The following is a 13,129-nucleotide window of genomic DNA, read 5'->3' on the forward strand; positions in this document are numbered from 1 at the left end:
CTGTGTGTATAATGTAATCTATACCATACTTTAAATTGAAAGCGTGATGAATATGCTCGATACACATGCACGAAAATATGTGGACCCTGTAATTAACCAGACTGCCGGTAAACTACTCGATATTGGGTTGACTGCCACCCAAGTGACTAATATTGCGTTTACAATCGGGGTTACGTCTGGACTTTGGATTTACTTAGGAAATCCATGGCTTGCGCTAACCACACTTTGGTTCTCAGGATTTTTAGATGCGGTCGATGGTGCGATGGCCAGAAAATCCCGTTCTTCCGCTTGGGGAACTTTACTTGATGTGAGCTATGACCGATTGGTTGAAATAAGCGTCATCATAGGGCTCGCATTTCTCTATCCAGATTCAATGTGGGCATTACTGCTTCTCGCGTGCTCTATTATTTGGGCGATGACCATCTTTTTGACGGTCGGTTCATTAACTGAGAAAAAAGGGATGAAATCGTTTTATTATCAACCAGGGTTAGCGGAGAGAACGGAAGGATTCATTTTGTTCTCACTTATGATACTATTCCCCACCTACTTAACTTTACTCACGCTTCTGTTCTTAGCTGTAGAAATTTTCACTGCCCTGCAACGTCTTCGTGAAGCCAAATCAATTTTAAAGGAGGATGCAGCATGAGAACGATTGTATTAGTTGGTGCAGGACATGCGCATCTTCACATCATTCGAGCATGGTCACGTGAACCAATACCGAACTGGCGTTTAGTCGTTCTTTCAAGCTCTTCGTATCAGTATTATTCGGGGATGTTTTCTGGATATGCAGAAGGACTCTATAATGAGAAAGAGACACGCGTGCCCCTCGTTCCTTTTTGTCGAATTGCGGGTGCATTGTTTTATGAAGAGACAGTAGTGAAAATAGATGCTGCGAGTCAGACGCTATATTGTGCTAGCGGGAAAAGCTATTCGTATGACTTAGTATCATTTGATATAGGTTCTCGCATTGACATCCCTCGCAATTTTGAGGAGATTTCCCCTCAAGTAAAACCTGCAGATAAGATGATTGAAGCGATCGAGTCGATACGAACAACCGAGCATCCCGTTGTAATTGGCGGTGGTGCAGCAGCAGTGGAGATGGCGCTGTCTGTTCAAGAATGGCGAAAGAACAATGGCTACAGCAATCCTGTTCAGCTCATTAGCAAAAGCGCGTTGTTATCTGAGACGAATGCTCAACACTCTGTGCGCGATGAGCTTCGAGCAGCAGGTGTACATTTGAAAGAACAAGATTCGCCATCGTCCTTACATGAAAGTGTGATAACGACCGACTCTGGAAACATGTATCCTTGTACCTCAATGTTTTGGCTGACAGGAGCCTCTAGTTTCTCCCTATTTGCTGAAAGTGGGCTTGTCACGGAAGAGGGCTTTTTAGTTGTCACACCGACTCTTCAGGCAGCAGAACAACCTCTAATTTTTGCTGCAGGAGACTGTGCACACTTTGGTGAAGGAATTGCAAAGAATGGCGTACATGCGGTAAAACAAGGCCCCATCCTTTGGTATAACTTGCAGGCTATCATTTTGAATCAGAAGTTACGAGCGTATGAACCCAAATCTAACCAACTCTCAATTTTATCTCTCGGCAACCGTCGAGCTCTTGCTCTGTATGGTAACAAAAGTTTTAAAGGAAAACTTGCTTGGAAGCTAAAGAATCGAATCGATCAGAATTTCATGCGAAAATATCGATTGTAGGTAGATGTGGAGCCGACTTCAAGACGTTGAGTTCCGTTGCGGGGCTGCTTTCCGAGGGCGCGTCGTGAGTCTCCTCGGCGCAAAATCACGCCTGTGGGGTCTCACGTTCCGCTTTTAATCCCTCCGGAGTCAGCCCCTTCACTTCACTCAACTTACTTTTTAAATCTATAAAAAAAGAAGCCGGAACTAGTCCGCCTTCTCTTCTTTCACTACCTCTTCAATTGCTACCACTTCTGGTTTTTTCTCCACTTGAATCTTCCCAAGCTTCTTCAATAAAAAGTAGGCACAGCCAAAATTACAATACTCTAAAATGTAATCGTGGATTGTCCCGATTTTTGTATCAAACGTCGCTTTGGAGTTTGAGTCTTCGTAGAATCCACGAAGTCGAAGTTGACCATAACCCCAGTCACCAAAAATATAATCATATTTTTGTAGGACATCGCTGTAGCGTTCTTCTAAAACCTCTTGATTAAACCCTTCGCGAAACTCTTCTACTACTTCATATTGAAAACCTTCTAAATGAATACGTGTCACTAGTTTCACCTAATTCTGCACAGCGAGTTCTTCTTCGCCAGCTGCTTGTCGTTGTTTTGCTGCTGCATTGACTTGTTCATCCGCATGGTAGCTGCTTCGAACGAGTGGGCCCGCCTCACAATGCGAGAAGCCTTTTTCCATCGCAATTTTACGCAGCTTTCCGAACTCGTGTGGTGTGTAATATTTTTGTACTTTTAAATGTTTTTTCGTTGGTTGCAAATACTGACCGATCGTCATGATATCCACATTGTTTGCACGTAGGTCGTCCATAACTTCGATAATTTCTTCCCATGTCTCTCCAAGTCCAAGCATCAGTGACGACTTCGTTGGGATGTCCGGTTGCATCTCTTTTGCACGGCGTAAAAACTCAAGTGAGCGATCGTATGTAGCACGTGCACGAACCCTTGGTGTTAAACGACGCACGGTTTCGATATTGTGGTTTAAAATGTCTGGTTTTGCATCCATTAATGTGCGCAGGTTTTCTTCTACCCCACCCATATCAGAAGGTAAAACTTCAACTGTTGTGAATGGATTTTTGCGACGAATCGCACGTACCGTTTCTGCAAATACTTTTGAACCGCCATCTTTCAAATCATCACGCGCTACAGCTGTTACTACGGCATGTTTCAAGTTCATAAAAACGACACTGTCTGCCACGCGTTCTGGTTCTGCGAGGTCCAGCTCATTTGGTAGTCCTGTTTTTACTGCACAGAAGCGACATGCACGTGTACAAACTGCTCCTAAAATCATGAATGTAGCGGTACGACGTGTTCCCCAACACTCATGAATGTTTGGACAACGCGCTTCTTCACATACAGTATTTAGATTATTTTCACGCATTAATTTTTTCAAGCCTGTATACTCTTCATTGGTATTGAGTTTAATTTTTAGCCACTCCGGCTTACGTTCGCGTTCTGTAGTTGGTTTACAAGATGTCATTGCGGTAGCCCCCATCCTTAGTCTATCCTGTTGTCAATATATCATACTTTAGAATTCCCTACAATTGACTGTCATGACAAAACCACCAGCCGAATTGACTGGTGGTATCGTATCAAGATGCAGTTTGTTGTACTCTTTCTTTAGCCGACCAAAAGATAAATAAGAGTATCAAGACAATTAAGACAAAACCTAAGCCAATCCAAGCAGATCCTGTAAAACCAAGGACAAGATAGCCTAGAGCTGCAATTACAGCACTGATAATTGCGTATGGAAGCTGAGTGATAACGTGGTCATACAAATTCGAACCTGCACCAGTTGCGGACATGATAGTTGTATCCGAGATTGGTGAACAGTGATCACCAAATACGGCACCAGCCAACACGGCCGATAGAACAGGCAATAATAGTTCTGGATTTACAGCCATTGCAATATCAGCACCTATAGGAATCAATATTCCGAAAGACCCCCACGAAGTTCCTGTTGAAAAGGCCATGATCGCTGTAATCACAAACAGCAAAGCAGGCAGGATCCATTCCGGAATATTGTTGTTTGTAACAATCCCCGCTAGGTATTCTCCTGTTTGTAGTTCAGAGATTAGATACGTAAGTGCCCAAGCAAAAACTAATATAAGGACGGCGGGCATCATCGATCGGATCCCAGATAAAAACGCAGCACCGATGTGGACGCTGTCTGCTTCTGGGTTTCGATCAAATTGGCGTAAGTACGAAAATAAAGCGACGGCTACTCCTGCCAATCCACCTATTAGAAGTGATTTTGGAACGTCCGTATTTTCGAAGATGGTGAACAGATTCCATGAACCACCTGCTTGATTACCTGTGATGAGCATTGCACCCACTGTTGCTACTAAAAGCGTAACAATTGGCAATACGAGGTCAGACACTTTTCCGTGATTGTGTACTGGAAATTCTTCTTTAATTTCACCAGCAACGTCTTTTTCCGGATCAAATAACTGGCCAGTCTCTAACGCACGCTTCTCGTGTGATTTCATCGCAAATAGATCGAAATCTGTTGCGGCTACAAAAAATACAATTGCTAATGCAGCTACCACATAATAGTTCATAGGTGCCATTAGGACAAATGCCTCTAGTGGCGTATAGGCTACGATTGCATAGGTAGAAAATATACCACCCAAAATACTAATCAGGTAGGCACCCCAACTAGAGATTGGTGAGACGACACATACTGGTGCTGAAGTAGAATCAATAAAGTAAGCAAGCTTTGCTCGCGAAATCTTATGCGAATCAGTTATCGGACGTGAAATTTGTCCGACAGCTAATGCATTAAAATAATCATCAATAAAAATTAAAATTCCAATAAATGCAGTAAGTAATTTTGCGCCTCGACGTGTCTTCACACGCTTCATTGCCCAAGCCGCAAATGCGCGACTCCCACCTGATAGTGTGACCAGAGCTGTAATAACTCCCAGACTCAATATAAACAAGATAATAAAGACATTGTAAGCGTTGAATCCTTCATCCCAAAACGATAACTGGAACGCGGTCCATAAAGACTGTATTGACTCCATTGGTGAAAATTCATGCAATAAAAATGCGGCCGACACAATACCTACTCCAAGGGAGAGTAATACGCGGCGTGTGACTAGTACCATAATAATGGCTAAAAGTGGCGGTACTAGTGAAAAAATTGTAGCTTCCATTGACGTTTCTCCTCCTTTTAGGCGGAGTTACAGATCATAAAAGTGAAACAAAAAACCAGCCTAAATAAATCATTAGGCTGGCATACACGGGAATTTCCCTTAATTGTCTCAACTGACTGTAGCTCTCCATTTGCCGAATGCAAATGACAGTGTTATTTTTATTCAAAATAACCCCAATGATTTATGTGTGACGACACAAATCACTTCGGCAAAGCTTCCTTTTTAACACGATCTTAGTTGTCAAACTCCCGTATTATACTCTTAAGCTCTGCGGCCTCTACCTAGATAATATTCAATTCCCTTTAAGCTTAACAAGAATAAAGACGTCTGACAACCCCTTATTTTCAGGCGAGAGGAACAAAAATACAACGCCTCCCTCTTCCTGGATCGTTTCCATGTCATACTCAATATCATTTAAGTACGGAAGACTACTTAAATCTCCTCCTTTGTTTACTTTATGCGTTTAGAATCATTTGATGAAGCGGAATAGTGAATAAATACATCTCGAATCGTTTCAGGCATAAAATATACTTTTGGTAATTCTTTAAATCGCGGGAAGAAGTACCCGAACGTGAACATATCCACTGTAGCCAGCTTATATTTTTTCTTTGTCTCTACTGGCTCCCCATTCACTTGGTACCCTACGCCAGTTTTCACAAAGTTCGCGAAAATCAACTTCCCAAGTTGCTTTCCTCGAAATCCTAAACCGCGTACTTCAAGCGTTGGCCACTTTTCATTTTGAGCGATCCCATAGGCTTCAATCAAATCAGCACCTGTACAAGTGACAATACATGGATTGATGGGATGCGGTAACAAATCATGCATCATTTTCGCAGATATTTCTCCTGGATAGAGGTCTGTAAGTAACAACCCCGCAGGAAAAAGCGCGCAATCCGCTTCTGTATAGGTGATGAGCGCTTCGCCTAATCGTTCACTTAATTTTGATTCCACTTCCCATGCGGTTGGAAGATGTTCATCGTTTGAAAAAACCGAGACCTCTAATAGTTTTTCTCCACGTTCTATTAGTTTGCTGTTTGTCGTATCCGATGAGCTCGGCTGCACTGAATGCAGTGTCGTGGTGATTGCAGGTGCAGTTTCAGTAAACTGGATGACAGCTACACCTATGTGCATTCCCCATTTTCCTCCTGCCGATAAATGCGTACGTCCCCAAACGTAATTATCTGAATACGTGTGATGGGTGTGTGCTCCAAATAGTAAATCGACTTCGGGAAATTGATCTGCAATTTCTTCTTCCATTGTTCGTCCCACATGCGCAAGACATAGTACCAAATCTACTTGAGGTGCCAGCACTTGAATAATCTCTTTTACGGAATCAAGTGGAGATGTAACGTGCCATCCAAGTTGCTTGTAGTATTCGTCGTAAGCAGCAGTGATACCAAATAGACCGATTCTCTTTCCGAACGATGTAGTGTGAATCACATAAGGATGTAACCACTCTGGTCTCGTGCCGTCTGGTTCAAAAAAATTACTGAGTACGACCTTAAACTGAGCTTCTGAATACAGGGTCTCTAACTGTTCATGAGAAAGTGTGATCCCTTCATTGTTTCCGATTGTTACAAAATGATAGCCTGCTTCATTTAAAAGTTCCACATTCCCTTTTCCAGCTGTCGCTTCAGTAAAGACATGGGAACGGTCTAAATGATCACCGAGGTCCATGACTAGTAGCTCGTCTCCAGCAGGCAAACTTTTCTTATAAGCCGTAATCTTCGCTACTATCGCTTCCCAATTTTCAAAATGACTATGTAAATCGTTTGTATGAATAATATGAAGTGTCCCCATCTCTTCACCTCCTACATGAGTCCGTCGTATATAGAACGTATGCCTAATAGCAATAACACAATTTGAAGTAAGATGACTAAACTATCTGAGTTTAGACGATGATTTAAGTATGCCCCTACTTTTGCTCCGATGTAGGCTGCAGGAATAACCGGAATCGTGTATAGCCAGGGTACATTGCCGAGTGATATATGTGTGATGGAATTGACGAGTGCTGATAAAAATACCATGAACATAGACGTTCCGACTGCTACATGTGGTGGGAATAAGAAGAGCAATAACATAGCCGGTACGAGCATAGAGCCTCCACCTATTCCGAATAATCCCGAACTAAATCCTATTCCGAAGGTTAAGAGAACAGCGAACCAAATCGGATATCCGTACACATAGGTACCTCTTGCATCTTCAAATGTTGTCTTCCGACCATTTTTCACAAACCATTCCACTGGTTTCAAGTACTTACGTACAAGAAGTAATAGTGCGAGAAAAACCATCATGATACCAAAATACAATTGAAACGATGGAAGATCCAGCCCTCTGTTTACAAATGCACCGACAACAGTTCCAGGTGCGCTCCCTGCAAAAAAGATGAAGCCACTTTTAAAATCTACCGTCTTCTTTTTCATGTAGGCAATTGTTGAAGATAGCCCGACGAAAATCATCATGATGACGGATAAACCCACTACGGTTTGTGGCGTAATACCGTCGATCCAGCCGATAGAGCCTAAGTAGACAATAGCCGGGACTAAGATGACGCCGCCGCCAAGTCCAACGACAGACCCTACAATTCCACTAAAAAGACCAACCACTACTAATAACAGCCATTCCATTACAATTCTCCTCCGAATAAATCAAGCTGCTTAGGTGCAAGGCCCTCATAGGTGATGTCGAGCATCTGTTGCAGTTGTTTTGCATTCTGTGCAGCATGTCCCCCTGAATTGTTGTTGAATAAAACAAAGGTGGTCTCTGCTTTTTGATTTACATTATTAATGGCTGTTGCCAGCTCTTCTAATTCTTTTTTTGAATAGTCATAGAGATAGCGAATTTCTCGCCAGTTTTGACGTGTAACAGGTGCCTGCCAAGCCGCAACATTTCGACCGTGAAAGCGAAGTAAGGCTTTGCTCGCGGTGACTTCTGGAACAAATGGGATACTTCCCTCTCCAGACTGCGGTTCATCACAAATACTATGGATAAACTTGTTTTCTTTTAAAAATTCGAACGTCCTCTCTCGGAACCGTTCCTCGTACCAGGATTGATGGCGGAATTCAATCGCCACATCAAACTCTTCTAGTTCTGATCGTAATCTTCGAAGCTCATCCACATTCTCTTTTGTACAATCAAACCAAGGTGGATATTGAGCTAAAATGGCGCCTAGCTTCCCAGCTTCTTTATAAGGGCGGACAGCGAGTCGATAGGCTTCAAATGCTTCGTCAAGAGAGGCGAAAGGACTTTCTTCTCGCAAGTGTCCCGTAAGTTGTTGGTAAGTTTTAACAATGAATTGAAAGGTATCTGGCGTTTCGGCAATCCATTTTTCATTGTTTTTTTGGGGTTGTACTGCATAAAACATGGCATCAAGTTCCACAATCGGAAAATGGGCGCTGTAGTCTTGTAATCTTTGCTTTACAGTCCCTTGATACAAGTCAGGATGATCTCCCCATCCTGTAAGTCCAAGCTGTATCATATCCTCACCTCTTCTATAGTAGTGTACCATTTTCATTCTCGAAATTTCTTTGATTCTCTCTTGGTTTATAGTTTTTAAGAGGGGGTATTCTAGTAGTATAAGGAGTGCGCATCTCGTAACTCATGCTAAGTGTTCTTTCTTGAAGGAGCGTTTGGCGGGAGGTGACATGATGAATAGATTCTATGGAATCGATGCACTGCTTGAGTACTTGAATCAGCAAAGTGAAGAACGCTTTTCTGAAGCTGAAATTTTATTTCTAATCGAAAAACGTTTGATACCACATTATGTGTCTTTTGGTAAACGCTATTCTTTCCAAAAGGAATACATAGATAGCTGGCTCAATTCGTACAATAAACAAAAAACTCTGTTTCCCGGGTTGTAATCCGGGAACAGAGTTTTTTTATTAATTATTATCCAATAGAGCCTTCCATCTCGAACTTGATAAGACGGTTCATCTCTACTGCGTATTCCATTGGAAGTTCTTTTGTGAATGGTTCGATGAAGCCCATAACGATCATTTCTGTCGCTTCTTCTTCACTCAAACCCCGACTCATCAAGTAGAACAGTTGCTCTTCAGACACTTTCGAAACTTTCGCTTCGTGCTCAAGAGAAATATTGTCATTCATGATTTCGTTGTAAGGAATTGTATCCGATGTCGATTGGTTATCCATAATCAACGTATCACACTCGATGTTGGCACGAGCTCCGTGTGCGTTACGTCCGAAACGAACGATTCCGCGGTACGTTACTTTACCACCTTGTTTCGAAATCGATTTCGAAACGATTGTCGAAGACGTATTTGGTGCCAAATGAAGCATTTTTGCTCCAGCATCTTGGTGTTGGCCTTTACCAGCAAGTGCGATAGAAAGTGTCATACCACGCGCGCCTTCACCTTTTAAGATACAGGCTGGGTACTTCATTGTTAGCTTAGAACCAATGTTTCCATCAATCCATTCCATCGTTCCGTTCGCTTCAACTACTGTACGCTTCGTTACTAAATTGTATACGTTGTTCGCCCAGTTTTGAATCGTTGTGTAACGGCAGTACGCATCTTTTTTCACGATAATTTCAACTACAGCTGAGTGAAGTGAGTTTGTCGTGTAAACAGGTGCTGTACATCCTTCTACATAGTGAACAGATGCGCCTTCATCTACGATGATCAACGTACGCTCAAATTGCCCCATGTTTTCAGAGTTGATACGGAAGTAGGCTTGAAGTGGAGTATCTACTTTGATTCCTTTTGGAACGTAGATGAATGATCCACCAGACCATACAGCCGAGTTTAATGCAGAGAACTTGTTATCAGATGCCGGGATTACTGTACCCCAGTACTCTTTAAAGATCTCTTCATTTTCACGAAGTGCAGAGTCTGTATCTTTAAAGACGATTCCTAGATCTTCAAGTTCTTCTTTCATGTTGTGGTAAACAACCTCAGATTCATACTGAGCAGAAACACCTGCTAAGTACTTTTGCTCTGCTTCAGGAATACCAAGTTTATCAAACGTACGCTTGATTTCTTCTGGTACTTCATCCCAAGAACGTTCCGTTTGTTCTGAAGGTTTTACGTAATATGTGATTTCGTCGAAGTTTAATTCGCCAAGCTCTCCACCCCATTGTGGCATTGGTTTTGCGTAAAAAATTTCCAATGCTTTTAGACGGTAGTCAAGCATCCATTGTGGCTCATTTTTCATACGAGAAATCTCTTCAACGATTTCACGTGTCAACCCGCGTTTAGAACGGAAAATCGAGACATCTTTGTCATGGAAGCCATATTTATAATCGCCAATATCCGGCATTTTTTTAGCCATAGTTTATTCCTCCGTTCCTTGATTTTGGTGCTGTACTCCCTTTTCCATCGCTTTCCACGAAAGCGTTGCACATTTGATACGTGCTGGAAACTTGGATACACCACTTAAAGCTTCAATATCTTCTAAGTCAATTGAGTCGTCGTAGTCTTTGCCTGTCATCATATCTGAAAAGATTTCCGAGAGCTTCATCGCTTCTTCAACCGTTTTCCCTTTGACAGCTTGTGTCATCATGGAAGCCGATGACATCGAAATCGAACAGCCTTCCCCATCGAATTTTGCATCCCGAATGATGCCATCTTCTACTTGAAGCGTTAAATGAATGCGATCTCCACAAGTTGGGTTGTTCATATCGACTGTCAAGGCTTCTTCTCCAAGAGATCCTTTGTTACGAGGGTTCTTGTAATGATCCATAATCACTTGACGATAAAGTTGATCTAAATTTGAATTAATAGACATCGTTGAAATACTCCTTTGCTTTCTGCAAGCCTTCCACAAGACGGTCAACGTCTTCTTTCGTATTGTACAAGTAAAAACTTGCACGCGCTGTTGCAGAAACGTTGAGCCACTTCATTAATGGCTGTGCACAATGGTGACCTGCGCGAACCGCAATTCCTTGCATATCGAGGACAGTTGCCACATCGTGAGGGTGGACGTCATCTAAATTAAATGTGATAATCCCCGCGCGCTTTGATGGATCTTTTGGCCCGTAAATCGTCATACCTTCAATTTCAGACATCTTCTCCATTGCATAAGCTGCAAGTTCATGTTCGTGCTGCTCAATCTTATCAAGTCCAATTGACTCGAGGTAGTCGATTGCAGCCGCTAAACCGATAGCTCCTGCGATGATTGGCGTACCGCCTTCAAACTTCCATGGCAGTTCTTTCCACGTAGACTCTTGTAGACCAACGAAATCAATCATTTCGCCGCCAAACTCTACAGGCTCCATTGCTTCTAAGTGGCGCTGCTTCCCGTAAAGAACACCGATACCAGTTGGACCACACATTTTGTGACCAGAGAACGCATAAAAGTCAGCATCTAGGTCTTGCACGTCGACCTTCAAGTGAGGAGCTGCTTGTGCCCCGTCGACCATCATGACAGCACCGTGCTCATGTGCAATCTTCGTGATTTCTTTAATTGGATTCAAAACACCTAAAACATTGGAAACATGCATAACAGAGACAATTTTCGTTTTCTCTGTAATCGCTTTGCGTACGTTTTCTAAAGAAATCGTACCGTCTTCTTCAAGTTCAATATACTTGAGGACTGCTTTTTTGCGTTTTGCTAACTGTTGCCACGGGATAATATTCGAGTGGTGCTCCATATACGTGATGACGATTTCGTCACCTTCTGAAATAGTTGCATCCCCATAGCTTGCTGCCACTGTATTAATAGCGGTCGTCGTTCCACGAACAAAGACAATTTCTTTTGTTGAAGACGCATTGATGAAGCCGCGAACCTTCTCGCGTGCGCCTTCATACCCTTCAGTTGCTCGGTTGCCGAGTGTATGCACTCCACGGTGAACGTTTGAGTTGTCTTGTTCGTAATACGCCTTCACTGCTTCAATAACAGCAGTCGGCTTTTGAGAAGTAGCCCCACTGTCTAGATACACAAGCGGATGACCGTTTACTTCTTGATTTAAAATGGGAAAATTGCTGAGGATCGACTGATTCATTAGCGCACTTTCCTTTCAATGACCTCCGTAAGCTGCTTCTTCACACCTTCAACTGGAAGTGCTCGTACTACAGGCGCTAAGAAACCATGAATGATCAAGCGCTCTGCTTCTTGCTTAGAGATTCCGCGGCTCATTAAATAATACATTTGCATTGGATCAACACGGCCAACAGAAGCTGCGTGTCCTGCCGTTACATCATCTTCGTCAATCAAAAGGATTGGGTTTGCATCTCCACGTGCCTTCTCAGAAAGCATCAATACGCGAGATTCTTGCTCAGCGTTCGATTTCGAAGCACCGTGCTCGATTTTCCCAATACCGTTAAAGATAGAAGAAGCTGCATCTTTCATAACACCGTGTTTCAGAATTTGACCTTCTGAATTTTTACCCCAGTGGATGACTTTTGTTGTAAAGTTTTGTTTTTGATCTCCGCGACCGACAACTACAATTTTCACATGACCTTCTGAGTTGTCACCAACTAAGTGTGTCACATTTTCTACGATTGAATTGCTGTCGTTCATTAAGCCTAAAGCCCATTCGATCACTGCATCACGGTGTGTTACCCCACGGCGATTGACATAAGCTGTGTATCCTTTTGCTAGAACATCAACTGCACCGTACGTAATCTTTGCGTTGTCTTTTGCAAGTACTTCCGATACGATGTTTGCTTGGCCTTGAGCTGTTTCAAATGTAGAAAGGTAGTTTTCTACATAGGTTAATTTTGTATTCTCTTCAGCAACAACTAGTGTGTGGTTAAACAATGACGCAGTCTCATCGTCTTGTACATAAATCACTTGGACAACTTCATCCATCTCCACATTTTTCGGAATGTAGATGAATGCGCCACCGTTCACTAACGCTGCATGGTAAGCTGTTAATTTGTGCTCATCAACTTTTACTACATCGTTCATGAAGTATTGCTTTACTAAGTCTGCATGTTCACGAATCGCTGTGTGAAGATCTGTTACGATAACACCCTTTTGCTTTAACTCTTCTGAAACAGAAAGGTAGGCAGGTGTGTTATTGCGCTGTATATAAAGTGTTTTTTGATTGTCTAAATCAATCAACGACTTCACTTCTTCTGGTAGTTCTGATAAAGAGCCATAAGTTGCACTCTCAACAGTGTGTGTTGGGAACGTCAAGAAATCCCAGCTCGTAATATTTGTTTTATCCGGTTCTGGCATTGGCAGTTCCGCTGCATGTGCAAGAGCAGCTAAGCGGAAATCTGTCATCCATCCCGGTTCTTGCATTTTTTCAGAGTAAGCGCGAACATCTTGTTCCGTTACTGCTAAAGTTGTTTCAACCGTCATGTT

General features: G+C 42.6%; 13 protein-coding genes and 1 riboswitch. Of the genes, 3 read left to right on the forward strand and 10 right to left on the reverse strand.

What is annotated here, in order from left to right; genetic code table 11:
• Positions 1–52: 52 nt before the first annotated feature.
• Positions 53–646 (forward strand): CDP-alcohol phosphatidyltransferase family protein, encoded by a 594-nt coding sequence (locus tag AB5N96_RS08460; RefSeq protein ID WP_204591587.1) that lies wholly within the window; start codon positions 53–55, stop codon positions 644–646.
• On the forward strand, positions 643–1,710 hold the full coding sequence (locus AB5N96_RS08465) for an FAD-dependent oxidoreductase (RefSeq protein ID WP_499705251.1): 1,068 nt from the start codon (positions 643–645) through the stop codon (positions 1,708–1,710). The genes AB5N96_RS08460 and AB5N96_RS08465 overlap by 4 nt, the downstream gene beginning before the upstream one ends.
• 186 nt (positions 1,711–1,896) lie before the next feature.
• On the opposite strand, the gene AB5N96_RS08470 is transcribed toward AB5N96_RS08465, so the two are convergent.
• The 6 genes from AB5N96_RS08470 to AB5N96_RS08495 form a co-directional block, all read right to left on the reverse strand.
• Positions 1,897–2,244, reverse strand: coding sequence for a YutD family protein (locus tag AB5N96_RS08470; protein ID WP_499705252.1), 348 nt, complete (start codon positions 2,242–2,244; stop codon positions 1,897–1,899).
• 9 nt (positions 2,245–2,253) lie between these two features.
• Complete coding sequence (lipA, locus tag AB5N96_RS08475; RefSeq protein WP_499705253.1) at positions 2,254–3,183, reverse strand: lipoyl synthase; 930 nt, start codon at positions 3,181–3,183, stop codon at positions 2,254–2,256.
• A 112-nt stretch (positions 3,184–3,295) separates the two neighbouring features.
• Positions 3,296–4,861, reverse strand: a complete 1,566-nt coding sequence (locus tag AB5N96_RS08480; protein WP_204591581.1) for a Na+/H+ antiporter NhaC family protein — start codon at positions 4,859–4,861, stop codon at positions 3,296–3,298.
• A 111-nt stretch (positions 4,862–4,972) separates the two neighbouring features.
• Positions 4,973–5,149, reverse strand: a riboswitch (Lysine riboswitch).
• A 162-nt stretch (positions 5,150–5,311) separates the two neighbouring features.
• Complete coding sequence (locus tag AB5N96_RS08485; RefSeq protein ID WP_499705254.1) at positions 5,312–6,661, reverse strand: bifunctional metallophosphatase/5'-nucleotidase; 1,350 nt, start codon at positions 6,659–6,661, stop codon at positions 5,312–5,314.
• An 11-nt stretch (positions 6,662–6,672) separates the two neighbouring features.
• A complete protein-coding gene (locus AB5N96_RS08490) occupies positions 6,673–7,488 on the reverse strand; it encodes a sulfite exporter TauE/SafE family protein (protein ID WP_204591578.1) in 816 nt (271 codons plus the stop codon).
• On the reverse strand, positions 7,488–8,339 hold the full coding sequence (locus AB5N96_RS08495) for a DUF72 domain-containing protein (protein WP_204591576.1): 852 nt from the start codon (positions 8,337–8,339) through the stop codon (positions 7,488–7,490). Before AB5N96_RS08495 ends, AB5N96_RS08490 begins: the two co-directional genes overlap by 1 nt.
• A 169-nt stretch (positions 8,340–8,508) precedes the next feature.
• Between AB5N96_RS08495 and AB5N96_RS08500 the strand changes: the two genes are divergently transcribed.
• Positions 8,509–8,721, forward strand: coding sequence for a hypothetical protein (locus AB5N96_RS08500; RefSeq protein WP_204591573.1), 213 nt, complete (start codon positions 8,509–8,511; stop codon positions 8,719–8,721).
• 28 nt (positions 8,722–8,749) lie between these two features.
• On the opposite strand, the gene sufB is transcribed toward AB5N96_RS08500, so the two are convergent.
• Genes sufB through sufD form a run of 4 tightly spaced genes read right to left on the reverse strand, consistent with a single transcriptional unit; the run spans position 8,750 to position 13,126 of the window.
• Positions 8,750–10,147, reverse strand: a complete 1,398-nt coding sequence (sufB, locus tag AB5N96_RS08505) for a Fe-S cluster assembly protein SufB (RefSeq protein ID WP_204591571.1) — start codon at positions 10,145–10,147, stop codon at positions 8,750–8,752.
• Between the two features lie 3 nt (positions 10,148–10,150).
• Positions 10,151–10,603, reverse strand: a complete 453-nt coding sequence (gene sufU / locus AB5N96_RS08510) for a Fe-S cluster assembly sulfur transfer protein SufU (protein ID WP_094944351.1) — start codon at positions 10,601–10,603, stop codon at positions 10,151–10,153.
• Positions 10,593–11,819, reverse strand: a complete 1,227-nt coding sequence (locus AB5N96_RS08515) for a cysteine desulfurase (protein ID WP_499705255.1) — start codon at positions 11,817–11,819, stop codon at positions 10,593–10,595. The genes sufU and AB5N96_RS08515 overlap by 11 nt, the downstream gene beginning before the upstream one ends.
• Entirely contained in the window at positions 11,819–13,126 is a 1,308-nt protein-coding gene (sufD, locus tag AB5N96_RS08520) for a Fe-S cluster assembly protein SufD (protein ID WP_499705256.1), read from the reverse strand. Before sufD ends, AB5N96_RS08515 begins: the two co-directional genes overlap by 1 nt.
• Positions 13,127–13,129 lie beyond the last annotated feature (3 nt).

It is taken from the genome of Chryseomicrobium imtechense, assembly GCF_041475995.1.
Lineage (GTDB): Bacteria > Bacillota > Bacilli > Bacillales_A > Planococcaceae > Chryseomicrobium > Chryseomicrobium aureum.